The sequence below is a fragment of the Glycomyces endophyticus genome, assembly GCF_039531525.1.
GTDB lineage: Bacteria > Actinomycetota > Actinomycetes > Mycobacteriales > Micromonosporaceae > Glycomyces > Glycomyces endophyticus.
The window spans coordinates 80,410-105,554 of the sequence record NZ_BAAAQF010000005.1 but is presented as its reverse complement, the minus strand read 5'-3'; the positions used below and the strand labels follow the sequence as shown (position 1 = coordinate 105,554).

The 25,145-nt window shown below is 71.6% G+C and carries 28 protein-coding genes; 14 read left to right on the top strand and 14 right to left on the bottom strand.

From position 1 onward, the window contains the following. Positions 1–3: 3 nt before the first annotated feature. The 4 genes from mraY to ABD419_RS07095 form a co-directional block, all read right to left on the bottom strand. The gene (gene mraY, locus ABD419_RS07110) at positions 4–1,131 is read right to left on the bottom strand and encodes a phospho-N-acetylmuramoyl-pentapeptide-transferase (RefSeq protein WP_344483752.1); all 1,128 of its coding nucleotides are present in this window, start codon (positions 1,129–1,131) and stop codon (positions 4–6) included. Further along, positions 1,128–2,537 carry a UDP-N-acetylmuramoyl-tripeptide--D-alanyl-D-alanine ligase gene (locus ABD419_RS07105; protein WP_344483749.1) on the bottom strand — a complete coding sequence of 470 codons (1,410 nt, stop codon included), beginning with the start codon at positions 2,535–2,537 and terminating at the stop codon, positions 1,128–1,130. Before ABD419_RS07105 ends, mraY begins: the two co-directional genes overlap by 4 nt. A 45-nt stretch (positions 2,538–2,582) precedes the next feature. Beyond that, positions 2,583–4,094 (bottom strand): UDP-N-acetylmuramoyl-L-alanyl-D-glutamate--2,6-diaminopimelate ligase, encoded by a 1,512-nt coding sequence (locus ABD419_RS07100; RefSeq protein ID WP_486327369.1) that lies wholly within the window; start codon positions 4,092–4,094, stop codon positions 2,583–2,585. Between the two features lie 73 nt (positions 4,095–4,167). Further along, on the bottom strand, positions 4,168–4,668 hold the full coding sequence (locus ABD419_RS07095; protein ID WP_344483746.1) for a MarR family winged helix-turn-helix transcriptional regulator: 501 nt from the start codon (positions 4,666–4,668) through the stop codon (positions 4,168–4,170). A 236-nt stretch (positions 4,669–4,904) separates the two neighbouring features. Between ABD419_RS07095 and ABD419_RS07090 the strand changes: the two genes are divergently transcribed. Together ABD419_RS07090 and ABD419_RS07085 are read left to right on the top strand one after the other, a co-directional pair. Continuing rightward, positions 4,905–5,915, top strand: coding sequence for a VldE C-terminal domain-containing protein (locus tag ABD419_RS07090; RefSeq protein ID WP_344483743.1), 1,011 nt, complete (start codon positions 4,905–4,907; stop codon positions 5,913–5,915). 70 nt (positions 5,916–5,985) lie between these two features. Continuing rightward, positions 5,986–7,191 carry a L,D-transpeptidase gene (locus ABD419_RS07085; protein ID WP_344483740.1) on the top strand — a complete coding sequence of 402 codons (1,206 nt, stop codon included), beginning with the start codon at positions 5,986–5,988 and terminating at the stop codon, positions 7,189–7,191. 52 nt (positions 7,192–7,243) lie between these two features. Here ABD419_RS07085 and ABD419_RS07080 read toward each other — a convergent pair whose 3' ends face one another. Beyond that, on the bottom strand, positions 7,244–7,588 hold the full coding sequence (locus ABD419_RS07080; protein WP_344483737.1) for a DUF3817 domain-containing protein: 345 nt from the start codon (positions 7,586–7,588) through the stop codon (positions 7,244–7,246). Beyond that, entirely contained in the window at positions 7,585–7,953 is a 369-nt protein-coding gene (locus ABD419_RS07075; protein ID WP_344483734.1) for a hypothetical protein, read from the bottom strand. Before ABD419_RS07075 ends, ABD419_RS07080 begins: the two co-directional genes overlap by 4 nt. Before the next feature lie 65 nt (positions 7,954–8,018). On the opposite strand from ABD419_RS07075, the gene ABD419_RS07070 reads away from it, so the two are divergent. From ABD419_RS07070 to ABD419_RS07050, 5 genes are all read left to right on the top strand, one after another. Next, positions 8,019–8,927: an acyltransferase domain-containing protein gene (locus ABD419_RS07070; protein WP_344483732.1), complete on the top strand. Its 909-nt coding sequence runs from the start codon at positions 8,019–8,021 to the stop codon at positions 8,925–8,927. A 45-nt stretch (positions 8,928–8,972) separates the two neighbouring features. Next, positions 8,973–9,851: a TIGR01777 family oxidoreductase gene (locus ABD419_RS07065; RefSeq protein ID WP_344483729.1), complete on the top strand. Its 879-nt coding sequence runs from the start codon at positions 8,973–8,975 to the stop codon at positions 9,849–9,851. Between the two features lie 194 nt (positions 9,852–10,045). Continuing rightward, positions 10,046–10,471, top strand: a complete 426-nt coding sequence (locus ABD419_RS07060; protein WP_344483726.1) for a hypothetical protein — start codon at positions 10,046–10,048, stop codon at positions 10,469–10,471. A gap of 46 nt (positions 10,472–10,517) precedes the next feature. Beyond that, positions 10,518–10,964: a hypothetical protein gene (locus tag ABD419_RS07055; protein ID WP_344483723.1), complete on the top strand. Its 447-nt coding sequence runs from the start codon at positions 10,518–10,520 to the stop codon at positions 10,962–10,964. Positions 10,965–10,970: 6 nt separating this feature from the next. Continuing rightward, complete coding sequence (locus ABD419_RS07050; protein WP_344483720.1) at positions 10,971–11,561, top strand: hypothetical protein; 591 nt, start codon at positions 10,971–10,973, stop codon at positions 11,559–11,561. On the opposite strand, the gene ABD419_RS07045 is transcribed toward ABD419_RS07050, so the two are convergent. Together ABD419_RS07045 and ABD419_RS07040 are read right to left on the bottom strand one after the other, a co-directional pair. Continuing rightward, on the bottom strand, positions 11,518–12,540 hold the full coding sequence (locus ABD419_RS07045) for an LLM class flavin-dependent oxidoreductase (protein WP_344483717.1): 1,023 nt from the start codon (positions 12,538–12,540) through the stop codon (positions 11,518–11,520). The two genes, ABD419_RS07050 and ABD419_RS07045, sit on opposite strands and share 44 nt — an antisense overlap. Before the next feature lie 48 nt (positions 12,541–12,588). Next, complete coding sequence (locus ABD419_RS07040; RefSeq protein WP_425555959.1) at positions 12,589–13,971, bottom strand: class II 3-deoxy-7-phosphoheptulonate synthase; 1,383 nt, start codon at positions 13,969–13,971, stop codon at positions 12,589–12,591. Positions 13,972–14,108: 137 nt separating this feature from the next. On the opposite strand from ABD419_RS07040, the gene ABD419_RS07035 reads away from it, so the two are divergent. Together ABD419_RS07035 and ABD419_RS07030 are read left to right on the top strand one after the other, a co-directional pair. After that, a complete protein-coding gene (locus ABD419_RS07035; protein ID WP_344483714.1) occupies positions 14,109–14,732 on the top strand; it encodes a cyclodeaminase/cyclohydrolase family protein in 624 nt (207 codons plus the stop codon). Next, complete coding sequence (locus ABD419_RS07030) at positions 14,729–15,577, top strand: bifunctional 5,10-methylenetetrahydrofolate dehydrogenase/5,10-methenyltetrahydrofolate cyclohydrolase (RefSeq protein WP_344483711.1); 849 nt, start codon at positions 14,729–14,731, stop codon at positions 15,575–15,577. Before ABD419_RS07035 ends, ABD419_RS07030 begins: the two co-directional genes overlap by 4 nt. Positions 15,578–15,966: 389 nt before the next feature. Here the strand turns inward: ABD419_RS07030 and ABD419_RS07025 are convergent, their stop codons facing one another. Beyond that, positions 15,967–16,710 (bottom strand): hypothetical protein, encoded by a 744-nt coding sequence (locus ABD419_RS07025; protein WP_344483708.1) that lies wholly within the window; start codon positions 16,708–16,710, stop codon positions 15,967–15,969. Positions 16,711–16,886: 176 nt separating this feature from the next. Here ABD419_RS07025 and ABD419_RS07020 point away from each other — a divergent pair, with 176 nt between their 5' ends. Next, positions 16,887–17,273, top strand: coding sequence for a hypothetical protein (locus tag ABD419_RS07020; protein ID WP_344483705.1), 387 nt, complete (start codon positions 16,887–16,889; stop codon positions 17,271–17,273). Between the two features lie 216 nt (positions 17,274–17,489). Further along, positions 17,490–17,927 (top strand): hypothetical protein, encoded by a 438-nt coding sequence (locus ABD419_RS07015; RefSeq protein WP_344483702.1) that lies wholly within the window; start codon positions 17,490–17,492, stop codon positions 17,925–17,927. On the opposite strand, the gene ABD419_RS07010 is transcribed toward ABD419_RS07015, so the two are convergent. Next, a complete protein-coding gene (locus ABD419_RS07010; protein ID WP_344483699.1) occupies positions 17,894–18,919 on the bottom strand; it encodes a 6-phosphofructokinase in 1,026 nt (341 codons plus the stop codon). The genes ABD419_RS07015 and ABD419_RS07010 overlap by 34 nt on opposite strands. 137 nt (positions 18,920–19,056) lie before the next feature. Further along, positions 19,057–19,605, bottom strand: a complete 549-nt coding sequence (locus tag ABD419_RS07005; RefSeq protein WP_344483696.1) for a polyadenylate-specific 3'-exoribonuclease AS — start codon at positions 19,603–19,605, stop codon at positions 19,057–19,059. 328 nt (positions 19,606–19,933) lie between these two features. Here ABD419_RS07005 and ABD419_RS07000 point away from each other — a divergent pair, with 328 nt between their 5' ends. Beyond that, on the top strand, positions 19,934–20,623 hold the full coding sequence (locus ABD419_RS07000; protein WP_198667126.1) for a Crp/Fnr family transcriptional regulator: 690 nt from the start codon (positions 19,934–19,936) through the stop codon (positions 20,621–20,623). A gap of 120 nt (positions 20,624–20,743) precedes the next feature. Here the strand turns inward: ABD419_RS07000 and ABD419_RS06995 are convergent, their stop codons facing one another. Continuing rightward, on the bottom strand, positions 20,744–21,436 hold the full coding sequence (locus tag ABD419_RS06995; protein WP_344485300.1) for a lysophospholipid acyltransferase family protein: 693 nt from the start codon (positions 21,434–21,436) through the stop codon (positions 20,744–20,746). Positions 21,437–21,647: 211 nt separating this feature from the next. On the opposite strand from ABD419_RS06995, the gene ABD419_RS06990 reads away from it, so the two are divergent. Next, entirely contained in the window at positions 21,648–22,418 is a 771-nt protein-coding gene (locus ABD419_RS06990; RefSeq protein ID WP_344483693.1) for an alpha/beta hydrolase, read from the top strand. Continuing rightward, complete coding sequence (locus ABD419_RS06985; protein WP_344483690.1) at positions 22,411–22,914, top strand: hypothetical protein; 504 nt, start codon at positions 22,411–22,413, stop codon at positions 22,912–22,914. Before ABD419_RS06990 ends, ABD419_RS06985 begins: the two co-directional genes overlap by 8 nt. Positions 22,915–23,129: 215 nt before the next feature. Here the strand turns inward: ABD419_RS06985 and ABD419_RS06980 are convergent, their stop codons facing one another. Further along, positions 23,130–23,762: a hypothetical protein gene (locus ABD419_RS06980; RefSeq protein WP_344483687.1), complete on the bottom strand. Its 633-nt coding sequence runs from the start codon at positions 23,760–23,762 to the stop codon at positions 23,130–23,132. Continuing rightward, the gene (locus ABD419_RS06975; protein WP_344483685.1) at positions 23,759–25,111 is read right to left on the bottom strand and encodes a flavin-containing monooxygenase; all 1,353 of its coding nucleotides are present in this window, start codon (positions 25,109–25,111) and stop codon (positions 23,759–23,761) included. The genes ABD419_RS06980 and ABD419_RS06975 overlap by 4 nt, the downstream gene beginning before the upstream one ends. Positions 25,112–25,145: the final 34 nt, after the last annotated feature.

Sequence of the window (25,145 nt, the reverse complement as noted above, 5' to 3'; positions counted from 1 at the left end):
GGGCTACCCCGCGATCCGCAGGAAGTCGGCGAAGAAGAAGCCGAGCGCGATGGCGACGCCGATGCCCGCGATGATCCAGAACCGGACCACGATGGTCACCTCGGACCAGCCGGCGAGCTCGAAGTGGTGCTGGATCGGGGACATCCGGAACACGCGTCTGCCGGTGAGCTTGAACGAGGTCACCTGGATCATGACGCTGGCGGTGGTGATGACGAAGAGCGCGCCGACGATGGGGAGCAGCAGGATCGTCTTGGAAGCGATCGCGAGGCCGGCGATGAGCGCGCCGAGGCTCAGGGACCCGGAGTCGCCCATGAAGATCTGCGCGGGCGAGGTGTTCCACCACAGGAAGCCGAACATGGCGCCGGCGGCCGCGCCCGCGATGAGCGCGATCTCGAGCGGGTCGCGGACGTCGTAGCAGAGGTTGTCGGCGGGCTGGGCGCCGCCGCACCAGTGCCGGTACTCCCAGAAGCCGATGATCATGAACGCCATGAACGCCATCATGGAGGCGCCGGTGGCGAGGCCGTCGAGGCCGTCGGTGAGGTTGACGCCGTTGGCGGTGGCGTTGACGAGGAGGACGATCAGCACGACCATGCCGATCTTGGTGATGTCGAGGGCCTCGATGTCGCGAGTGAAGGACACGAAGGGGGTGGCGACGGTCTCGGAGATCTCGTCGGTGTCGATCGAGCCGGTGTAGTAGACGGCGACGATGCCGAAGATCGTGGCGGCGATGGTGAGGCCGAGGACCTTGGCGCGGCCGGAGATGCCGCCGGAGTGCTTGCGGCGGATCTTGAGCCAGTCGTCGATGAAGCCGACGAAGCCGCAGGAGATGAACAGTCCGATGAGGACGATGCCGGTGGCGGTGAAGCCGGTGGGGCGGTTGAGGAGGAGGCCGTCGACCCGTTCGGGGAGGGCCATGAGGACGAGGTGGCCGCAGACGTAGGCGAGCACGGTGGTGAAGATGAAGACGACGCCGCCCATGGTGGGGGTGCCGGCCTTCGCGAGGTGGGTCTGGGGTCCGTCGGTGCGGATGGGCTGTCCGGCCTTGAGGCGGCGGAACAGCTTGGCCGCGAGGGGCGTCAGCGCCATGGTGAGCGCGAACGCCACGAACGCGGCGACGATGACTGCTCTCACTGGTCGGTTTCCTCCTTGGCGCGCAAGTGGTCGGCGACGTCCCAGGTCCGGTATCGGGAGCCCTTCACCAGGACGGCGTCGCCGGGGCGCAGCCGGTTATCGAGCAGCGCGATGGCCGCGGCTTGATCGGGGACGTGGGTGGCGGTGACGCCGTCGGCACCGTCGATGCTGTGCTCACGGTCGTCTCCGGCTGCGCCTTCGACGATCGGTTGGGTGCCGTCGCCGACGGCGATGACCTCGTCGACGCCGGCCTCGCGGGCCTGCTCGCCGAGGCGCCGGTGGCATGCCTCGCTCTGCTCTTCGAGGTCGGCCATGAGGCCCAGGACCGCGATGCGGCGGCCCTCGGTGGGCAGCTGCCCGAGGGTTCGGACGGCCGAGCCCATCGAGGCGGGGTTGGCGTTGTAGGAGTCGTCGATGACGACGGTGCCGTCGGGGCGGGTGAAGACGTCCATGCGGCGCTGCGACTTCCGGGTCGCCTTGCTCAGACCCTGGATGAGGTCGAAGCGGGTCTCCCCCTCCGCCCGGGCCACCACGCCGGCGGCGAGGGCGTTGAGGACCTGGTGGCGTCCCCACAGTCCGAGCCGGACGGGCAGGTCCCAGTGGCTGCCGTCGTCGATCCGGAAGGCGTAGCGGCCGTCCCCGTGGTCGAGGTCGACGGCCCTGAAGTCGGCTTCGTTGTCGATGCCGAAGGTCCTGACCTTGGCACGCGTGACCTCGGCCATGCGGGCGACGCGCGGGTCGTCGGCGTTGAGGACGACGAGGTCGTCCTCGCCGAGGAACCGCGGCAGTTCGCTCTTGGCGAGGGCGGTGGTCTCGATGTCCCCGAATCCGTCGAGGTGGGAGATGCCGACGTTGAGGACCACGCCGATGCGCGGGGGGGCGATCTCGCAGAGCTGCGTGATGTGCCCGATGCCGCGGGCGGCGAGTTCGAGCACCAGGAAGTCGGTGTCCGGCTTGACCTTGCAGACCGTGTACGGGTGGCCCAGCTCGTTGTTGAAGTTGCCCTCGGTCGCGACCGTGGGGCCGATGTTCTCCAGAAGCTGCGCGATCAGGTCCTTTGTGGAGGTCTTGCCGTTCGAGCCGGTGACCCCGACGACCGTGGCGCGGGAGCGGGCGGCGGCGTCCTTGGCGAGCGCGGTGAGGGCTGCCACGGCGTCCTCGACGTACACCGCGGGCGTGTCGATCGGCCGCGTGGCGATCGTGGCGACGGCGCCCTGCTCGTGGGCCTTGGCGGCGAACTCGTGCCCGTCGACCTTGGCACCGGGGATCGCGAGGAAGAGGCCCCCGGGCCCGGCCTTGCGCGAGTCGAACTCGACGTCGCCGGTGACGACGGCCTCCGGATCGGCCGTCTCGCTGAGCTTGCCGCCGGTGACGGCGGCGACCTGGGCCAGGCTCATGGGGATCACTCGGCGGACTCCTCCTGCTGTTGTGAGGTCATGCTTGTCGGACTATCACGCTTGAGCGCGCGGTACCGGTTTCACCCATCCCGCGTCGATGAGCGCGCGGGCCAGGAGGATGCGGTCGTCGCTCGGCACGGGGCCGTCGGCGGTCTCGGTGTAGGTCTCGTGGCCCTTGCCGAGCAGGGCGACGGCGTCGCCGGGCGAGGCCAGGGCGGCGGCCTGCCGGACGGCGTTCTCCCGTCCCGGAATATTACGGCAGGGCACGCCCTGGACGGCGGCGGCCACCTCGTCCCGGATGCGTGCGGGGTCCTCGGTGCGCGGGTTGTCGTCGGTGACGACGACCAGGTCGGCGGCGGCCGCGGCGGCGGCGCCCATGAGGGGGCGCTTGGACCGGTCGCGGTCGCCCCCGGCGCCGAGGATCGCGATGACCTTCCCGGGCGTGGACTCGCGGAGCGCTTCGAGGACGGCGGTGATCGCCTCGGGCTTGTGGGCGTAGTCGACGACGCCGCGCACGGGCCCGTCGCCGGAGACGAGCTCCATGCGGCCGGGCACGCCGGTGCAGGAGGCGACGCCCGCGAGCGCGGCGTCGGTGTCGAGGCTGACCGCTTCGAGGAGCGCGACGGCGAGGACGGCGTTGGCGACGTTGTGGCGGCCGGGCATGTCGACCCGGCCGTCGCCCTTGCCGAACGGGCCGCTCAGGTGGAAGGTCTGGGTGAAGCCGTCGCCGGAGATGTCGGTGGCGTAGTAGTCGGCGGCGGGGTCGGTGAAGGAGAAGGTGCGGTTGACGCCGTCGGCGAGGGTGGCGACGCGCGGGTCGTCGGCGTTGAGGACCTCGATCTCGGCGCGGCCGTCGAAGAGGCGGGCCTTGGCGGCGAAGTAGTCGTCGAGGTCGGTGTGGAAGTCGAGGTGGTCGGTGCCGAACATGGTGAATCCGGCGGCCTTGAAGCGGCAGCCTTCGACGCGGCCGAGGACGAGGGCGTGGCTGGAGACCTCCATGACCACGTCGGTGACGCCGCGTTCGAGGGCGGTCGCGAGGAGGGCCTGGAGCTCGGGGGCCTCGGGGGTGGTGCGCTCGGACTCGACGCGGTCCCCGGCGATGCGGGTCTCGACGGTGCCGATGATGCCGGTGGTGCGCCCGGCGTGGGCGAGGGCGGCCTCGACGAGGTACGCGGTCGAGGTCTTGCCGTTGGTGCCGGTGATGCCGATGAGGTTGAGGCGCTCGGAAGGCCGGCCCCACACGCGGGCGGCGATCTCGCCGGTGAGGGCGCGCGGGTCGGCGGCGACCAGGACCGGGAGGACCGCGCCGGCGGCCTGGAGCAGTTCGGCGCCGCGGGCGTCGGTGAGGACCGCGACCGCGCCGCGCTCGGCGGCCTGGGCGGCGAACTCGGCACCGTGGCGGTTGGCGCCGGGGAGGGCCGCGAAGAGGTCGCCCGGTTCGACGGCGCCGGCGGCGAGGCTCACGCCGGTGAGCGACAGGTCCAGTCCCCCGGCCCCGGGCAGGAGGTCGGCGAGGCCGTCCACCGGGTAGGGGACGGTCTGGTGGGGACGTGGAAAGGTCGGCACGGCCTGACCCTACACCGGCACCGACCGTCCGCAGGCCGTACACCGCCCGGGGAACCGAACGGGGTCTTCGGGGTCAGTGGTCGGGTCGGTGGGAGGGGTTGCGGTCGTGCTCGTCGAGGTTGTCGGACCAGGTGCCCAGGAGCTTGTCGAGCTCGGCGGACTGGTCGCAGTTGAGGTCGTCGAGGAACAGCTCGCGCACGAGGGAGAGGATGCACGGCGCGGCCTTCTCGAGGCGCTCGAGCCCGGCCGGGGTCAGCTTCACCCAGGTGCCGCGGTTGTCGCTGTCGCACTTGTGGCGCTCGACCAGGCCCATCTCGGAGAGCTTGTTGACCTGGTAGGTGACGGCGCTCTTGGCGGTGACGATGACGTCGGCCAGGTCGCTCATGCGCATGGCGCGCTCGTCGCCGTCGGCGAGTCGCACGAGGATCTCGTACTGGGTGTGCGTGATCCCGTGGTTGACCTGGAGGCGCCGGTCGATGTGGTGCTCCAGCCGGTGCGTGACCTGGAGGAACCGGGTCCAGACGGCGTTCACGTCGGGTCGGAGCCACCGGCTCTCGAAATCGCCCGCGCCCATCCCGCTCCTCCTCTCGTCGCGCCCGGCACCAGCCGCGAGGCTGGTTCAATTTCGAACAATCCTATCAGCCCGTGAGGCACCGCACGGGCCTCGAGTAGGCGACGCCACAAACCGGTGACTCGGCGACCACCAGCGGTTATGCCACCTGGCCCGGTTCAGGTCGAAGAATCCTCCCGTTCTAGGCTGAGGCCCGACCGCCGACCCCTCGGCCCCGAGCACCCGAAGGACCGCACGCCTTGAACGCCGGAACCATCGCCAGGAGCGCCGCCCGCCCCTTCCGCGGGGCCAAGCGACTCCTCACCTTCCCCGTCGCCGCCGTCGCCGCCGTGGTGTTCCTGGTGTCCCCCGCGTCGGAGTCCAACGCGCAGGAGGAGGGCGCCTCCGAGGCGCTCAGCCAGGCCATCGAGGACTACCTGAACGCGCAGGACGAACTCGACGCCTTGGAGCAGCAGCAGGTCGACCTCGAGGCGGAGCTCGCCGCCGCCGTCGAGGAGCAGGCCGCGCTCCAGGTGGAGCTGGCGGACTACGCGTACGTCGCGTCCACGACCTCGGACTACCAGTCGACCGCGGCGCTCCTCGCCTCCGGCGACCCGCAGGACGCCATCGCCGCCATGGAGATGCTCCAGTTCCTCGGCGAGTCGCGCGCCGACCGGCTCAACGACCTCATCCTCCGCCTCCAGGAGATCGAGGCCCTCCAGCAGACGCTCGACGACAACCTCGCCGAGCAGGAGGACGTCGCCGCGGAGCTCCAGGACGCCCGCGACGAGGCCGCCCGCGAGCTCGCCGCGTCCGGCGGCACCGCCACCGACGGCCCCACGGCCTCCGACGCGCCCGCCGCCGAGGAGTACGAGGGCGGCGGCGGAGGCTGCACCGAGGACGACCCGACCACCGGCGGCTGCCTCACCCCGCGCACCCTCCACGCCCTGGAGCAGGCCCAGATCGCCGGGTTCACCCGGTTCGTGTCCTGCTACCGGCCCTCCGGCTCCGGCGAGCACCCCAAGGGCCGGGCCTGCGACTTCTCCTCCGAGCCCGACGGCTTCGGCGGCGACGCCGGGGGCGAGGACTACGACTACGGCCAGAACCTCGCGGCCTGGCTCATCGAGAACTCCTCGGCGCTCGGCGTCCAGTACGTGATCTGGTACCGCCAGATCTGGTTCCCGGGCGACGGCTGGCGCTCCTACTCGGGCGCGTACGGTGACCCGTCCTCCGACCACACCAACCACGTCCACCTGAGCATGCGCAGCTGAGGCCCGCCCCGGGCGCAACTCACAGGTGCACAGGGGACCCGTGCTCGCCGAGCGGTTGTACCGTGGGGCGATGAGCTTCGGACGTTCCTCCCTGACCCGCCGCGGCGCCTTCGCCGCCGCCGGCTCGGCGGCCGCACTCGGCCTGGCCGCGGCCTGCACGAAGGAAGACGGGACCATCTCCGACGGCGGCTCCTCCGAGGAGCCGCAGAGCGCCGCGAAGGTGACTATCACGCCCGCCGACGGCTCCGCGGAGGCCACCGCCGCCACCGAGATCGCCTGGACCGTCGAGAGCGGCGAGTTCCAGGAGTTCGCCCTGGTCGACGCCTCGGGCGCGGCCGTCGAGGGCGCGATGCACCCCGACGGGACCACGTGGGTCCCCGCGAGCCCCCTCGAATGGGAGGGCGCGTACACGGCGACCGTGACGGCCGCCGACGAGGCGGGCCTCGTCGCCACCGCGACCTCGGCGTTCACCGTCATCGCCTCCCCCGGCGACCGGATCGGCATCGAGAACTACCTGCCGGGCCAGGACTCCACGGTCGGCGTCGGCGCGATCCTCGCGTTCCGGTTCACCGGCCACGAGGTCCCCGAGGACCTGCGCGCCTCGGTCGAGCGGCGCCTGTTCGTGACCTCCGAGCCGGAGCAGGAGGGCTCGTGGCACTGGATCACCCCGCGCGCGCTCGAGTACCGGCCCAAGGACTTCTGGGAACCGAACACGCAGGTCACCGTGCGTCTGGGGCTCGGCGGCCTCGACCTCGGCGACGGCATGTACGGCGAGTTCGACCAGGAGACGGCGTTCGTGATCGACTCCGAGGCGCGCCTGCTGGAGGCCGACAACGAGACTAAGGAGATGCGCGCGTACCTCGACGGCACGGTCGTGCAGACCATCCCGATCTCGCTCGGCGCCGACGAGCCGATCGACGGGAACGACGCGCGGTCCTTCTCCGGCACCATGACGATCATGAGCCGCGAGGAGTCCTCGACGTTCGTCTCCGACCTGTACGACTACGAGACCGACGTCAAGTGGGCGATGCGCCTGACGTTCTCGGGCCAGTTCATCCACGGCGCGCCGTGGGCGGCCGACCGGCTCGGCGTCGCCAACGGCTCCCACGGCTGCCTGAACGTCTCCGACGAGATGGGCGAGTGGATCTACAACTTCGTGCGCTGGGGCGACCCGGTCAGCGTCAAGAACACCGGCATCGAAGTGCCCCAGGGCGACGGCTTCACCGGGTGGACCCTCGACTGGGACACCTTCAAGTCCGGGTCGTACCTGGACTAGGACACGGCGAAGGGCCCGGCGGGAGACCGCCGGGCCCTGTTTCGCGTAGGCGTCAGACCCGCTCTTCGTGCCGGACCTTCGGGTCGGCGGCCTGCGGGTGCTCCTCCAGGATGCGGCGGTGCGCCCAGCGCTCCACGAAGAAGGAGGCGACCGGGACGGTCCCGCCGAGCATGAGGCCGACGGTCTGCGGCCAGAACTTCCAGCCCGCCTGCTGGGCGAGGTGGAAGGCGAGCACGAGGTAGACCATGTAGCAGAGGCCGTGGATCGGGCTGATGACCGTCACCAGCACGTCGTTGCCGCCGAAGTACTTGAGCGGCATGGCGACGAACATGAGGGCGATGAGGAACGTGCCGACGATCCAGGCGACGATCCGGAAGCGTTTCAGAGCGGCGTTCAAGCGTGGCTCCCCTGGGAGGATTCGGATGGTGACTGCCGCGCGTCCGGGCCGTGCCCGCCGTCGTCCAGGCGGGCCCGCATGATCGACGCCTCGAACGGCGAGGTCATCGGGGGCGGCTCGGGGCGGCCGCGGCGCGGCCCCTCCCCTTCGGGGCGGTCCTTGTGCAGCTCCAGGCGCATCTGCCGCACCCACAGCGCCACGGTGAAGACCGCGAACAGCGGCCATTCGAGGGCGTAGCCCCAGCTGATGGCGTTGCCGTGCTGGGCGCGGCCCAGCTGCCACCACCCGAGCAGCCCGAAGGCGATCGTCAGGACCACGGCGAAGCAGTGGAGGACGATCCATGGGGGCGTCAGCAACCGTCGCACCGCCCCAGCCTAGGGTGACCGACCCGATGTTGCCGCCGGGGGGCGGGGCATGGTGACATAGGTCGGTGACTCAGGACCTTCCCCAGGCGGGCGCCGTGCGGCCTTACCCGGCCCTCGACGCCGCCACCGTCCGCGAGCTGCTCCTCGACTGGTGCGGCGCCGACCCCGAGGACGCCGACGACGCGGTCCGCGCGCTCGGCGCCCTCGACGCGGGCACGCGCGAACTGACCGACCGGCTCTACCAGGGCATCGCCGCCGACATGGGCGGCAAGAAGTGGCTCTCCTGGCCCAAACCGCCCGCCGACCACCCCCTGGCGGGCCTGTTCCCGATCCTCGCGGCCGTCCCCGACATGCTCGCGTTCCACGCCGAGCGCGGCGTCGACGAGGACCTGTCGCGGAAGGTCCTCGGCGACCTCGGCGAGAAGCTTCGGTTCAACCGCCGCATCTACGGCCGGGCCGGCCTCGACGTCGCCCACTGGTTCACCGGGCACGTGCGCGGCTCGCTGTACCAGCTCGGACGGCTCCAGTTCTGCGTCGAGGGCCCCGACCCGAAGCCCTTCGCGGGCATGCACATCCGCGGCGAGGGCGGGCCGCTCACGCTCGACGCCGTGCGCGACTCGGTCGAGTGGGCCCTGGAGTTCCTGCCCGCGGTGTTCCCCGAGCGGTACGCCGGCCCCGAGGACCTCGTGTTCGTGTGCGAGTCGTGGCTGCTGGACCCGCAGCTACGCGAGTGGCTGCCGGAGAAGTCGAACATCCCCGGCTTCGCCGCGCTCTTCGCGCTCGAAGGCGACGGCGACCCGGCCGGGAACCGCTCCGACCTGTGGCGCTTCGTGTTCGGTCGGCCCGAGGACACTCCGGTCGCGGAGCTCCCGCAGGACAACACGCTCCAGCGCTCGGTCCTGGCCGGGATCAAGGCCGACGTGCCGTGGCGCAACCGCTTCGGCCGCTTGGACCTCGCCCGGCTGGGCCTGTAGGCCCGACCCCGCCGCGGCCGGCCCGCGAGGCCCTAGGCTGTGCACATGCGCATCGTCATCGCCGGATCGAGCGGCTACCTGGGCAGGCCCCTGATGAAGGCCCTGGAGGGCCACGACATCGTGCGGCTGGTCCGCCACCGGCCCGACGAGGAGAACGAGATCCGTTGGGATCCTTACAAGGAGGCCCTGGACCCGCAGATCCTCGACGGCGTCGACGCGGTCGTGAACCTCTGCGGCGCCTCCATCGGCGGCCGGCGCTGGAACGACGCCTACAAGCAGCGACTCAAGACCACCCGGGTCGTCCCCACGACCGTCCTCGCCACCGCCGTGGCGCAGGCGGGGGTGCCGACGCTGGTCAACGCCTCCGCGATGGGCTGGTACGGCGACCGCGCCGACCTCGAGGTGGACGAGTCCTTCCCGGCCGCCGCCGACTTCCTCGGCAGGCTCTGCCTCGCGTGGGAGCAGGCCGCCGCGCCCGCCGCCGAGGCGGGCGCCCGCGTCGCCTACCTGCGCACCGGCCACGTCCTCGGCCCCGGCAGCCTCCTCGTCGCCCGCCTCGCCCCCGCCTGGAAGCTCCTCCTCGGCGGCCGCTTCGGCAGCGGGCGCCAGTACCTGAACTGGATCTCCCTGCGCGACTGGACCGCCGCGGCCAAGACGATCATCGAGGGCGACGTCTCCGGCCCGGTCAACATGGTCGGTCCGCACGCCGTGCGCAACAAGGACTTCGCGAAGGCCCTCGGCGCGGCCCTGCACCGGCCCGCGCCCTGGATCATCCCGGGCTGGGCCGTCAAGGTCGTCGCCGGCGAGGCCGCGGTGGAGATGCTCCGCGGCTCCAACATCCGGCCCCGCAAGCTGGAGGAGATGGGCTTCGAGTACCAGGACCAGACGGTCTTCGAGGCGTTGAGGACCGCCATTCCGCGCTGAGGCGCCAGCGCCCGAATCGAGATCGAGACCGGCCCCGAATCAGTGGGGCCGGTCTCGTGTGCTGTCACGGGGAAGACTCGTACGATAAAGTTGAACATGTTCAACTTGCCCCTTGCGAGAGCGGAGGCCCGGCATGCCCGTCCCCCCCGAAGTCCCCCGAACGGCCCGGCGACATCAGCAGCGCGCAGATCCTCGTGATCTCCCAGGCCGTGGCGATGTGCAGCTGCGGGTACCTGCCGATTTTCATGTGGTACCCGGCGTTCCTTGTAACGATCGCGTCCTCCCTGCCGCCGTTCCCCGGCATCGAGGTCCTGCTCATCGTCGTCCCGGTGGGCGTGATCGTCTATGCCACGGTCACGAACACGTGGCTGGGACGGGGTGACCGGCGCGGACGGTCGGCCGTCGCCGCCGGGCTCCTCGTCCTCGTCGCGCTCGCCGCCGCCGCTTCGATGAATGCGACCGCGGAAGGATTCGAGATCTTGGCGGTCGCCGCGTCAGCCGGCCCTTCGATCCTGCTGCAGGGACTCGCCTTCATCCGCCTGCGCTCCGCAGCAGCTGAGCAGTGGTTCCGCGACTGCGAGTCGTTCGCCTCCGGGACCGGGCCGGATCCTGAGCCGTGACGGCGCTGGCCGGACGATCCGGGTTCGACTGAGCGACACTTGGGCCATGACCCCACCTAGGGAACGCCGGGACAAGCCGCGGTCGATCAGCCTCGCGCAGACCGGGCTGTGGCTCCAGTTCGGCTACTTCGTCGGCGGCGGGCTGCTGCTGTCGGCGCTGGTGCCGCACCCGTTCGGGGCGCTCATGATCGGCGCGGGCGGCACCGGCCTGGCGCCGCTGCTCCTGATCGTCGGGGTGCCAGCGCTCGGGATGGGGGCGGGGCTGCTGACGCTGATGATCGCCGACGGGTTCCCCGGGGCGCGGACGGCGGCGACGGTCGCGTCGCTGGCGCTCGCCGCCGCGGCGGTCGTGGTGTCGTTCGGCTCGCCGGTCCCGTGGATCACCTTCGCGACCGCGCTGCCCTGGTTCGCGCTCCAGGCCATGACCGTGCTGAACCTGCGCACCGCCGAGGCCGACCGGTGGTTCTCCGGCCCGGTGGCCCCCGAGTCCTAGAATTCGTTGACCGCCCACCCGGAGGACCCGCCCATGCTCACCCCGCCGTCCACGCCCCTGCCGCCGGAGCTGCTGCACCGCAAGCCCGGGACCGTCACCGCCGCGCAGGTGATGCTGTGGCTCCAGTTCTCGTTCCTGATCTGCTGCGGGGCGGGGACGGGGATCGTCGGGGCGTTCTGGACCTCCGTGGACGTCAGCGACTTCACCTTCGACACCGATCTGACCGACGTCGTCGAGGACCTGGCCGCGCTCGTCGTCCTGGTCGTGATCGCGACGGTCCTGGTCGTGGTCCTCTACGGGGTCCTGGCCGTGAAGATCGGCGCGGGCCGGCGCTGGGCGCAGGTGGTGGCGATCCTGCTCATGCTGGGGACCATCGTGGTCGGCTTCCTCGGCATGTACACGGGTTTCAAGACCGACGACGAGGCCGGCGCGGCCGTCGACGGGTCGCGGCTCGTCTGGACGCTGCTCGGCCTGTCGCTGCCGCTGGTGACCCTGCTGTGCCTGTTCACGGGCTCGGCGAACCAGTGGTTCCGGCAGAAGGGCCGCGAACCGCTCAGGGGCCTGCCGCCGCAGGCGCCGCAGTTCCGGCCGTACTGAGGACCTCGCCGAGCGCGGCGATGTTGTCGCGCACGGCGTCCTCGTCGCCGAGGCCTTCGACGAGGAGGAGCTGGCGGGCGACGCCGGTGGCCGCCGCGGAGGCGGCGAGGCGCTCGGCCACCCGGCCCGCGGTGCCGACGGCGTGGCGCCCGATCATCCAGTCGACGTAGGCGGCGTGGTCGCGCTGTGTGCGACCGGGCCTGAGGGACACGTACTGGCCGACGCCGCGGGTGATGAGCTCGGTGAGCGACGCGCGGAGGCGGTCGGTCTGCGCAGGCGTGTCGGCGATCTGCGCGAGGTGGGTCGAGACGTGCTCGGCCGCTTCGGGGTCGTGCCCGGCGGACTCGGCATCCTCGCGCCAGGCCCGGATGAGGGCGAGGTGGTCCTCGTCGGGGGCGTGCATGCCGAGGAGGAGCGGCAGGCCGAGGCGCCCGGCGAGGCGCGCGGTGGACTCCCCGGTGGCGGCGACCCAGATCGGCGCGCCGGAGCCGGGGGGCATGGGGCGCACGGGGAGCACGTCGAAGAATTCACCCGTGTGGGCGACCTCGGGGTCGCCGGAGAGCCAGCGCGCGAGGAGGCGGAGGCCTTCGTCGAAGCCGCGCTCGTAGCGTTCGAGGCCGGTGGCAAAGACGTCGAGGTCGATCCAGGGCCCGCCGCGGCCGACGCCGAGGCGGAAGCGGCCGGGGGCGAGGGCGTCCAGCATCGCGGCCTCCTCCCCCAGGGCCACGGGGTGGCGGTTGGAGAGGACGGCGACGGCGGTGCCGACCTGGATCGTCGCGGTGGCGGCGAGGAGGTGGGCGGCCATGAGGGTCGCGGAGGGGCTGGCGCCGTACTCGATGAAGTGGTGCTCGGCGGTCCAGACGCCGTCGAGTCCCGATGATTCCGCTTGGCGCGCATAGGATACGACTCGGCGGAGCGTCGCCGCCGGTGCGGTACCGGGGAACACTCCGCCGAGCAGGAACACGTCGTGTGCACTCATGCACACCACTCTATGGCTTGTGGACGACCGCGCCAGGGCCGCGGAGGGCTAGTGGCGCAGCATCTCGGCGACGAGGAAGGCCAATTCGAGCGACTGCTGCGTGTTCAGGCGCGGGTCGCAGGCGGTCTCGTAGCGGTCGGAGAGCTGGTCGTCGCGGATCTCCTGGGCGCCGCCGACGCACTCGGTGACGTCCTCGCCGGTGAGTTCGATGTGGATGCCGCCGGGGTGGGACCCGATGCGGCGGTGGACCTCGAAGAAGCCGAGGACCTCGTCGACGACCTGGTCGAACGCGCGGGTCTTGTACCCGGAGGCGGCCTCGTACGTGTTGCCGTGCATGGGGTCGCACTGCCACACGACCTTGCACCCGGCGGCCTCGACCTTCTCGACGATCGGGGGGAGCAGGGTGCGGACGTTCTTGTGGCCCATGCGGGTGATGATGACGAGCTTGCCGGGGACGTTGTCCGGGTTGAGCTTCTGGCACATCTCGACGACCCACTCGGGGGTGGCGGTGGGGCCGATCTTGCAGCCGACCGGGTTCGCGACGCGCGAGAGGAAGTCGATGTGGGCGCCGCCGAGCTGGCGGGTGCGCTCGCCGTTCCAGACCATGTGGCCGGAGAGGGCGTACGCCTTGCCGTCGTAGATGCGGGTGAGCGCCCGGTCGTACTCGATGGCGAGCATCTCGTGCGAGGCGAAGACCTCGGCGGTGTGGAGGTTGTCGTCCTCGACGCCGCAGGCGGCCATGAAGCGGACGGCGCGGTCGATCTCGCGGCCGATGGCCTCGTACCGCTCCCCGGCCGGGGAGGTGCGCACGAAGTCCTTGTTCCAGTCGTGGACGGCCATGAGGTCGGCGAGGCCGCCGCGCAGGTAGGCGCGGAGCATGTTCATGGTGGCGGCGGAGTTCGCGTAGGCGCGGATCATCCGCTGCGGGTCGACGACGCGGGCCTCTTCGGTCGCTTCGAGCGAGTTGAACATGTCGCCGCGGTAGACGGGCAGGCCGAGCGAGTCGGTCGCGGCCGAGCGCGGCTTGGAGTACTGGCCGGCGATGCGGCCGACCTTGACGACCGGGAGCGACGCGCCGTAGGTGAGCACGACCGCCATCTGGAGGAGCGTGCGCATGTTGGCGAGGACGTGGTGCTCGGTGTTGTCGATGAACGTCTCGGCGCAGTCGCCGCCCTGCATGAGGAAGGCGCGGCCCTCGCAGACCTCGGCGAGTCGCTCGCGCAGGTGGTCGACCTCGTAGGGCGCGACGATGGGCGGGACGGCGGCGAGCACGCCGGTCACGTCTTCGACCTCGGCGTAGTCGGGCCACGGGGGGACCTGCTCGCGGGGCAGGTCCCGCCAGGCGTCGAGCTGATAGCGCTCGGCTTCCTCCTCGTCGGCGACGACGGGGACGAGGCCGGGGTTTCGCAGGTCATGCCATTGGCGGTTCACGCCGATATCGTACGCGGGCGGTCGGGAAGGCGGCGACGCCGATTTGGCATTCCCAGGTTGTGAGCCGTGTCGGGCCGCGCGACACACTGAGGCGCGCGGAGACATCCCACCTTTCGCGGCGCGTCTAGGCTGGTCGGGTGCGCAAGACGACGATTGAAGAGTGGCTGACCGACCTCGCGTCGGAGCAGCCGGCGCCCGGTGGGGGCGCCGCGGCGGGGGTGAACGCGGCCATGGGCGCCGCCCTGGTCTCCATGGTGTGCAACCTGACGATCGGGAAGCCGAAGTTCGCCGAGCACGAGGCGGTGATGCGGGAGGCGCTGGCCGAGGCCGAGCGGCTGCGACTGGAGGCGCTCCAGCTGGCGGAGGACGACGCCGAGGCGTTCTCGGGCGTGGTCGCGGCCTACAAGCTGCCGAAGTCCTCCGACGAGGAGAAGGCGGCGCGGACGGCGGCGATCCAGTCGGGCCTGGTCGAGGCCGCGGCGGTGCCGCTGGCGGTGGCGCAGGTCGCGGCTCAGGTCATCAAGCTGTCGGGCCGGGTCCTTGAGGGCTCGAACCCGAACGTGCTGTCCGATGTCGCGGTGGCGGCGTCGGCGGCGAAGTCGGCGCTGGAGTCGGCGGCGCTGAACGTGGACATCAACCTGGTGTCGATCAAGGACGCGGGCGAGCGCGAGCGGCTCGCGGGGGCGCTGAACGAGGCGCTCCAGGCGAAGGTGCAGGCCGAGGCGATCATGCACGCGGTGGCGAAGCGGATCAGGGCATGACCGACATCGACGGGCGCGCGGTCGCCAAGGAGATCCGGGCCGACGTGGCCGCGGCGGCGGCGAAGCTGCGCGCGGACGGGACGGTGCCGACGTTCGCGGTGGTCGTGCCGACGGACGACGAGGGCACGGCCTGGTACGTGCGGTCGATCAAGAAGTCCGCCGAGAAGGAGGGCCTCGACTGCCGTGTGGTGCAGCTCGACTCGCCCGGCCGCGACGAGATCATCGCGAAGCTCCAGGAGTTGTCGGCGGACCCGGACGTGCACGGGATCATCTGCCAGACGCCGCTCCCGGAGGGCGTGACGCTCGCGGAGGTCGGCGGGCACATCAGCCCGCTGAAGGACATCGACGGCGCGAACGCGACGAACCTGGGCCGCCTCGGCGCGGGCCTGCGGACGTGGCCGCCGGCGACGGCCGAGGCCGTGCTGGAGCTGCTCAAGCGCGAGGACCTGACGCTGTCGGGCGCGCGGGCCGTGGTGGTGGGCCGGTCGACGGTCGTCGGCAAGCCCGCGGCGTTGCTGCTGCTCAACGAGTCGGCGACGGTGACGGTGTGCCACTCCCGGACGAAGGACCTCGCGGCGGTGTGCCGTGAGGCGGACGTCCTGGTGGCGGCCGTGGGCCGCGCGGGCATGATCGGCGCGGACTTCGTGAAGCCGGGCGCGACGGTGATCGACGTGGGCACCAACCCGACCGACGACGGCGGCCTGGTCGGCGACGTCGACTACGCGGCGGTCGCCGAGGTCGCGGGCCGGCTGACGCCGGTCCCCGGCGGTGTCGGCCCGGTGACGACGGCGCTCCTGCTGCGCCACGTGATCGAGGCGGCGGAGCTGTCCGAGACCCACCCGTAGTACGGATTCGCGACGGACGACCGCCCATCAGGGCGGGCGGCCGTTCGCGTACACGCGAAAGCCCGCCGGGCGCCCCGGGGAAGGCCCCCCGGTTCTCCAAGCTACCGGGCGGGACCTGAAGGGAAGCTGAAGCCGGTGCTCGCCGGGCACGCCGCGAATCCGGTGCGGCGCTGGGAAAGGGCCCCCGGTCTCGAACCTAGCGCGGCAGTCCTGAAGCGGAGCTGAAGTCGCTGTCCGCCGGGCGCGCCGCAGACCCGGTCCGGCACTGGGTCAGGGCCCCCGGTTTCCAAGATACGCAGTCGGACCTGAAGCGGAGCTGAAGTCGATGGTGGCGGGAGGCGGTTGCCGGGGTGCTGCGCGATCGGGCGCGGGCCGGGGCGCCGCGGCGGTTATGCGGACTCGGTGCGTTCGATGCAGTCGGCGAGGGCGGGGAGGAAGTCCATGAAGCGGGCGCGGGCGCGGTGGTCGTCGCCTGCGGCGGTGTCGGAGCGCCAGGCGGTGAGCCAGCCGCCCTTGGCGGCCCAGGACCAGCGGAACAGGTCGAGGCCGGTGCGCTCGGCCTCGGCGGCGAGGGCTTCGGCGAAGCGCGGGTCGGTGGTGTGGAGGCGCTGGGGGGCGGGCCGGAAGAGGCGTTCGACCGCCTGGCCGAGGCGGCCGCGGTGGCGGGGCTGCGGCCGCGGGGGTTCGGGGAGGGCGTACGCGGTGTAGCGGTGCCGTTCGGGATGCCAGGCCGAGGCCATCGCGGAGTCGCCGTCGAGGAGGCGGTGCTGGACCGCGTCGGGGCGGTCGCGCCGCAGCCGGGCCGCGTTGAACCGCAGGTGGTAGAGGGAGCCGGCGGCGGTGGCGTCGACGGCGCAGAACCCGAAGCAGGGCCGCCCGTCCCACGCGCCGCGGGTCCAGCCGCGCACGCGCGCCACCGGGAAGCCGAGGCCTCCGAGGGCGCTCAGCACGTCGGCGGTCTCGCCGCCGCAGTCCGCCGCTTCGAGCTCGGCGCGGAACTCGAGCCGGTACCGGCGCGCGAACTGCTGCCATCCGACGACCGCCGTGCGCGCGTCGCGCTCGGCCGCCGCGCCCAGTCCCCGGTCGAGCACCACGCCCGCCCAGTCCATGCCGCCATGGCCGCCCTGACCCACCACAGGTTCCTCCCACCGTCGATTCACGTGCACTGTATGGCGGTCCGGCCGTGCGCGCCTCCCCCGTTTCGTGCCAGATGCCCGGTCGATCCGGTGCAGGCAAGTGGCGGATACCCGACAGACATGCGCGACTACCGGACGTAGCGTTAAGACTCCGCACGCAAAGGAGGTCACGAATGACACGTCGTATCGCCTTCGTGGCGACCGTCGCCGCCATGATCCTGGCGGTGTCGAGCCCTGCAATGGCGTTCCAGCACGACCGGGTCCACAACCCCGTGGTGCACTGGGCGCTCGACATCGCGACCCTCGCCGTCGTGGTCGCGCCCATCTGGACGGCGCTGCTGTGGGGGCGCGGCCAGAACAAGTGGCTGCTGGCGGGGCTGATCGGCATCGTGCAGGTGCCGGTGGCGATCCTCGGCTTCTCACCGGGGGCCTCGGCCCTGTTCGCAGGTGGCGGCCTGTTCCTCGGGCTCGCGATCACGGTCGCGGCGATCGTCTACACGCGACGGGCCACCCGTCTGGAGAGCGCCCGGACCCGGGCCCGGGTCGCCGAAGGCGACTGAGCCGGACCCGGCTCGAGCCGGACCGGCCGGGCGCGCGGTGACCGCGCCCGACACCACTCGGTCCGGATCGACCAGGTACCGGCGGGGCGGGCTCCCCGAACCCAGCTCGAACCCTTCGACGCGGTCGCCGTCGCGGAGCACCCGCAGCAGCGGGCAGCCCGGCACGGGGCCGTCGAAACCGCCCGTGCCGGGGTCGCGGTAGGCGTGCCAGGAGCAGTGCTCCTCGCCGACCCAGCCCCAGGCCCGATGGGTCTCGGCCCCGCCGAACCGGTACACGCCGACGCTCAGCAGCCGGTCCCCTATCGGACGGCGGTAGAAGTCGGCGTCGAGGCCCGCCACCGGGACGCCGTCGAAATCGACGTCGGCGAGCGTCTTGTGATACGTGAAATCGGCGAGATGCGGGATCTCGCCGATTTCCATCTCCTCCGGAGGATCGGCCTCTCGCGGGCCGGCCTCTGCATAAGCCACGGGCACACCCGGTCTAACGACCGGGCGTGCCCGTGGTTGCGCATTCGCAGTGCTTTGCGGCCGTTCCCGCTTCAGGTCCCCTTCAGGATCGCCCCGGTAGCGTTGCAGACCGGGGGCCCACCCCAGGGGCCGGGACCGGCCCTCGGCGTGCACTACACGCCGAAGAAGACCTCGGCGTCGGCGTAGCGCTCGACCGGAACGGTCTTGAGCACGTCGGTGCCCTCGTTGATCGGGATGCGCACGATGTTGGTGCCCTGGAGCGCCATCATCTTGCCGAAGTCGCCCTCGTTGACCGCGTCGGCGGCCTCGAGGCCGAGGCGCGTCGCCAGGACCCGGTCGAACGCGGTCGGCGTGCCGCCGCGCTGGAGGTGGCCGAGGATGATCGCGCGGGTCTCGATCTCCGCGCGCTCCTTGATCTGGGCCGCGACCCAGTCGCCGACGCCGCCGAGCTTGACGTGGCCGAACGCGTCGACCTCGCCGTCCTTGAGGACCATGCCCTCCTTGGCGTGCGCGCCCTCGGAGACCGCGACGATGGTGGCCTTGCCGGCCTCCTTGCGCTCCTTGACGAAGTTCGCGACCTTCTCGATGTCGAAGTCGACCTCGGGGATGAGGACGACGTTCGCGCCGCCGGCGATGCCCGCGTGCAGCGTCATCCAGCCCGCGTGGCGGCCCATGATCTCGACGACGATGCAGCGGTCGTGCGAGTCGGCCGTCGTCCACAGGCGGTCGATGGCCTCGGTCGCGATGTTCACGGCCGTGTCGAAGCCGAAGGTGTAGTCCGTGCCCGACAGGTCGTTGTCGATCGTCTTCGGCACGCCCACGCAGTTGACGCCGTCGGCGGTCAGCTTCGTGGCCACGCCCAGGGTGTCCTCGCCGCCGATCGCGATGAGCGCGTCGACGCCCAGCGCGGCCATGTTCTTCTTGATGGCCTCGACGCCGCCCTCGATCTTGTAGGGGTTGGTCCGCGAGGAGTGGAGGATGGTGCCGCCCTGGTCGAGGATGTTCTCGACGTTGTCCCAGTTCAGCTCCTGGGTGATGCCCTCGATCGGGCCCTTCCAGCCGTAGCGGAAGCCCACGAACTCGTGGCCGTATTCCTTGGTGCCCTTACGGACCGCGGCTCGGATGACCGCGTTGAGACCGGGGCAGTCGCCGCCGCCGGTGAGCACGCCAATGCGCATGCGTTTAACTCCCTAGAAGATGAGGACTGTTAACTGGGCGGCCTCATTGCCGAAACACCGCCCACCATATATCGGGGGCCCGCGAGCGGCGACCAGGGGTTCAGGGGCGCGATCAGGGGTGGGACGCGCGAACGGGCTCAGCGGTGGGAGTCGAGCGCCCCGGCGCGGTCGCCGCGGGACGCCTCCAGCGCCTTCCAGCGGGCGAGGTTGAGCTTCGCGTCGGTGAGGGCATCGTGCATGTCCGCGTCGGGCGTGACCGGCAGCTCCGGGCGTCCCCGGTCCTCCCAGCGCTGGCGCAGGTCCTTCGTCATCCGCGGCAGGGCCCGCGGCAGCTCCGGCATCGTGCCCCACAGCTGCGCGAGCACGACGTGGTCGTACGCGCCGATCCACGCCCACAGCTCCACGCGCTCCCCCGGGTGGCTGCCGGTCTTGCGGCGCACCGGGCCCACGAGGAACTCGTACAGCTCGTCGCGGATGGTGGCCCGGTCCTTCCAGAGGTGGCTGGAGGGGGCCGGGAGCTTGTCGAGGACGTTGCGCCGCACCCATTCGATGGCCCGCGAGGGGTCGAACTCGGTCGACACGGCGTAGTACTCGCGGCCGTGCTCGTCGACGACGGCGATCGAGACCAGTTCGATCGTGCGACCGTCCTCGATGAACTCGGTGTCGTAGAAGTAGCGGTACGCCACGCATCGGCCTTTCGTATGATCACGGGCGGTCTGTTCGGCCCGAATCGGTACCCGCCCGTATGTCGCCGGGCTGGAGTCGACGCTACGCCATACGATCAGGCAGCCGGAATCTGACCTCGCGATCCGCCTGCGAGAAGCGCGATACCGGACAATAGACGCGAAAGCACGTAGACTCGATCGTACGCTCGGCCGAGCGACAAGTGCACCGTCTGGACACACGACCCAACGGAGCGTGAAGTTTCCGACACCGGGCCCTGTACAACGACGGAAAAGACAGCGATCATCGGAGGGAACCCGCGGACCCGGGACCCACCGAAGGGGGAGAACTATGGGTGTCAGCCCATCTGAAGACCCGCTTGCAGGCGTCGCCATGTTCGCCGGCCTCGACCCGCAGGCTCGGCGACAGATCGCAGGGGTGGCGGTACAGCGCCACTACCGGCGTGGGCACCTGCTGTTCTTCGAAGGCGAGCCGGGCGAGTCGCTCATCATGATCCGCTCGGGCGCCGTCAGCGTCTTCAGGACCGCCGCCACCGGCGAGCGGGCGATGCTCCACGTGGCGCGCGCGCCCGAGGTGCTCGGCGAGGTCTCGCTCCTGGACGGCTCGCCGCGGTCGGCCAGCGCGGAGGCGCTGGAGGACACGTCGGCGCTGGCGCTGGCGCGGTCGTCCTTCCTGGAGCTGGTGCACGGGAACCCGAAGATGCTGGACGCGGTGCTGCGGTCGATGGGCATGATCGTGCGGCGGTTGACGGAGCAGTCCTCGGACCACGTGTTCCTGGACCTGCCGGGCCGGGTGGCGAAGACGCTGGTGCGCCTGGCGGAGCAGCACTCGTCGCCGATGACGACGATCGAGCTGAACCAGACGCAGCTGGCGGAGATGGCCGGCGGTTCGCGCCAGAGCGTGAACCAGGCGATAGGGATCTTCGCGAACCGGGGCTGGCTGCGGACCGAGGGCCGCAAGATCGTGGTGGTGGACCTGCCGGCGCTGCGGCGCAGGGCGGGTTTCGGGGGACCCGAATAAGAAGTGCAGCGGGGGACCCGAATGAGCGGTGCAGTGGGGGTCCGAGCGGGGGCGCGGTCACCGTTCGGGTGAATCGCGAATCGTCGTCATAAGAAGTAAGGTGCGGCGCGGGCCGGGGGGCTAGTCCTGCTGCCCGCGGTCTTTCTGTCCGCGTTCCTTGACCTTCGCGGCGTACTCGTCGACGTAGTCCTGGCCGGAGAGCTCGCGGAGGGCGTCCATGACCTCGTCGGTGACGGCGCGTTCGATGAAGCGGTCGCCCACGAGCTCGCGGTAGCGGTTGAAGTCGTGCGGGGGCCCGAACTTGATGCGGACGCGGCCGATGCGGGGGATGCGGCGGCCGATGGGCTGGAGCTCGCCGGTGTTGAGCATCGCGACGGGGACGACCGGGGAGCCGGTCTGAAGGGCGAGGCGGGCGACGCCGGTCTTGCCGCGGTAGAGGCGCCCGTCGGGCGAGCGGGTGCCCTCGGGGTAGATGCCGAAGAGGCGCCCTTCGGAGAGGACGCGCTCGCCGGTGTCGAGGGCGACGTTCGCGGCGTCGCCGCCGGCGCGGTCGACGGGGATGGCGCCGACGGCGTTCATGAAGGCCCGCACGAACCAGCCCTTGAAACCGGTGCCGGTGAAGTACTCCTCCTTGGCGATGAAGGTGACCCGGCGCGAGACGACCAGGGGCATGAAGAAGGAGTCGGTCACGGCGAGGTGGTTCGAGGCGAGGATCGCGGGCCCCTCCTCGGGCACGTGTTCGAGCCCTTCCACCTTCGGGCGGTAGACCACCCACAGCAGCGACCCCAGTGTCGCCTTCAATATCCACCACATGATCACGCGTCCAAGCGTATCGGCAGCGGTCAATCCGGTCGATGGCGTCCGGCCCCGGGCGGGACCGGCGGGCCCTCAGCGGTGGCAGTGCGGGGGCGGCGCGTGCGAGAATGGGCACGCAGCGCGAAAAGGGACCTCCCGGCCGCGGCCCGTGTGCCGCGGTGCAGCCGGGCGGGTCGCGCGCCGGTGATGCAGCGTTCCGGGAGGCGACGTGTCGATCCAATCCGAGGAGTTCACGTTCGACCTCGGTCCTGACGCCAAGGCGACGATGCTGCTGTGCCACGGGTTCACGTCGGATCCGGCCTCGATGCGGCCGTGGGGCGAGTACCTGCGGGACGCGGGCTTCAACGTCGTCGCGCCGCTCCTGCCGGGGCACGGGCAGACGTGGCAGGTGCTGGCGAAGACGACGTGGCAGCAGTGGTACGGCCGGCTGGAGGAGGCGCTCGACGAGGCGCTGGCGCTGGGGCGGCCGGTGTTCGCGGGCGGCCTGTCGATGGGCGGGTCGCTGTCGCTGCGCCTGGCCGAGCAGCGCGGGGGCGACCTCTCGGGGCTGGTGCTGGTGAACCCGGCGATCTTCGACGACAAGGTGCAGGGGTTCCTGGCGCCGGTGCTGCGGTACGTGATGCCGTCGGTGTCGTCGATCGGCTCCGACATCAACATGCCGGACACGCGCGAGAAGACGACCGACCGGACGCCGGTCGCGGCGTACGCGTCGCTGCGGCGGCTGTGGAAGGTGACGCGGCCGGAGCTGGCGCGCGTGACGGTGCCGCTGCGGATCTTCACGAGCGCGCAGGACCACGTGGTGAGTCCGCGCAACAGCGCCGTGGTGCGGGCGGGGGTGCGGTCGAAGGACGTGGAGTCGACGGTGCTGCCGCGCAGCTACCACGTGGCGACCCTCGACTACGACGCGGAGACGATCTTCGCGGGGAGCGCCGAGTTCATGGAGCGGCAGCTGGCGAAGGCGCGGAGCGTCCATGAGTGAGCGTGGCGAGGAGCCTGAGCGCAGCGAGCAGGAGGACGGCCGCGAGGGCGAGCTCCTGCCCGAGGACGTCGACCGCCGGTTCAACGAGCTGATCAAGGGTCTTGGGGACCCGGGTGTGGGGCTGTCGAAGGCGTACGAGGCCGAGGAGCATCCGGCGGAGGTCGTGCCGATGACGCCGCCGGCGCCGGCGGAGCCGGACGAGGAGCCGGGCCTGCTGGAGCTGTGGGACGCGGACCTTCCCGACGACGACGAGGAGGACGACTACGATCCTCCGGACCCGCCGCCGGTGCCGTGGCCGAGCCTGCCCGCGGTGGGTGGGGTGCTGCTCATCATCGCGGGGCTGGCGCTCCTGGTGAACCCGGGCATCGCGCCGCTGGGCACGAACCCGGGCCGCCTGGTCGGCTTCTGCGGCTTCCTCATCGGCGTGTGGCTGCTCATCAGCCGCCTGCGCCCGGACAAGGACGCGGACGACACCGACGACGGCGCCGTCGTCTGACTGGGCGCTGCCGTCATCCGACGAGGCGCTTCAGCTCCCCTTCAGCACTCCCCCGGTAGCTTCGAGACCGGGGGCCCTTTCCCAGCGCGCCACCGCCCCTGCGGCGTGCGCCGGGGCCGTCGCGGCCCTTCAGCGCCGCTTCAGGTCCCCCGCGGTAGCTTCGAGACCGGGGGGCCTTCCCCGGCGGGTCGGCGGGGCTTCGGCGTGCCCGGGGGTCAGTCCTTCTTGCTGGCGAGCCAGGAGAGGATCGCGTCGAGGAGCCCTTCGGCGCCCGCGCCCTTGAAGACGTCGTCCGGGGAGCCGGCGAACGTCAGCGGCGTGGTGCCGTAGGCGTCGGCGACGGCCTGGGCCTCTTTCGACTGGGTCTCCGACTCGGCGACCACGATGAGGACCGGGGGTCCGCCGACGGGGGCCGGGGGCTGCTTGGGGACCTTCTGCGGGGAGACCAGGACCAGCGCGGCGGCGGGGTAGCGGCCCGCGGCGAGCGCGGCCCAGGCCGCGCCCTCCTTGTGCCCGATGAAGACCGCCTGGCGGGGCACGGTGACCGCGGCCTGCACGACGTCGTGGGCGCGGGCCTCGAGGCCGCCCTCGGCGGCGGGGGTGCCGCCCTGGCCGCGCACGCTCACCGCGGCCGCGTACCGGCCGGAGGAGGCGATGCGCTTGAGCCACAGGGCGTTGAAGGCGGCGGCGCCGGCCGGGTCGCCGGTGCAGCACAGGACCGGGTTGGCCTCGGGGTCGTCCTTGATCTCCAGGTCGAAGAGGTCGGCGGGCTCGAAGAACGTGTACTCGCGCTTGACGGGCGCGGGAGCGGGGGTGCGGGCGCGCCGGACCCAGGCGGCGAGGCTCATTTGGCGGGCTCCTGTTCGAGGGTGTCGATGATGCGGCCGAGGCTCGCGAGGTACGCCTCGGCGTCCACGGCCAGCTGGTGGCGCGGCGACGTCCCGGCGGCCTGCGGGGTGTCCTGCTCGGACTCGCTGCGGACCTGGAGGCGGAAGTTCGCGGCGCGCTCGGGGTCGCTCTTGCGCACCAGGAGCCAGTGGGCGATGGCGTGGGTCTGCCAGTGGACGATCGGGAGGACGCCGACGCCGGGTTCGACCAGGCCGGCGACCGCGAGGGTCTCCATCCGCGGGGAGAACATGCGCGCGTACAGCTTCGGGTAGGGCGAGTCGCCCTCGATGCCGAGCAGGCGCGGCTCCACCGACGTGAACTTCGGCCGGTAGCCGGTGGCGAGGACGACCAGGTCGGGCCGCATCTCGGTGCCGTCGGCGAAGGACACGTCGAACCCGTCGAAGCGGGCGACCTCGCCGCGGCGCTGGATGGAGCCGTCGCCGACGTGCTCCATGTAGCGGCCGTTGCGGACCGGCTCCTCCTCGGTCGGGCGGCCCTCCGCGGTGACGCCCATGCGGGCGGCGAGGCTCGCGGGGCCCTTGAGGAGCCGGTCGGTGAGGAAGCGCCGCAGGAACTTCGGGCGCGAGTTCAGGCGCGCGAGCGCGTAGTCCGCGGGCTCGCCGCCGAGGTACTTCGGCAGGTGCCAGGAGCCGCGGCGCACGGAGTGGACGCAGCTGGAGGCGTTCACGGCCGCCTCGCAGGCGATGTCGGCGCCGGAGTTGCCGCCGCCGACGACGAGGACGTGCTTGCCGCGCAGGCGCGACGGGTCCTTCAGCTGCGAGGAGTGGAGGACGGTGCCGCGGAACTGGTCGAGGCCGGGGTAGGACGGCAGGTTCGGGGACCAGTGGTGGCCGGTGGCGACGATGACCGCCGCGTAGCGCAGGCGGCGGGCGGCGTTCCCGGCGGCGGGCTTGACGACGATCTCGAAGCGGGAGCCCTCGACGGGTTCGATCGCGGAGATCTCGGAGCCGTACCAGATGTGCTCGGAGAGCCCGAAGTGCTTGGCGTACACGGTCAGGTAGGTGAGCATCTGCGCCGCGGACGGGTAGTCGGGCCAGTCGTCGGGCATCGGGAAGTCGGGGATCTCGGTCTGGGACCGGGAGGTGACCAGGTGCGTGTTCGGGTACAGGGGGCTGTGCTGGTTCTGCGGGTTCCACAGGCCGCCGAGGACGGTGTCCCGCTCGTAGCAGTCCACTTCGAAGCCGTTCTCGCGGAGGTTCTTGACCGCTATGAGGCCCGACGCCCCGGCGCCGATCACGCAGACGGCCTCGCCGCGGTCGTACGCGGCCTGGGAGGAGTACTCCTGCAAGGGACGGTCTCCTTCTGTGGGCATTGCTGTTGTG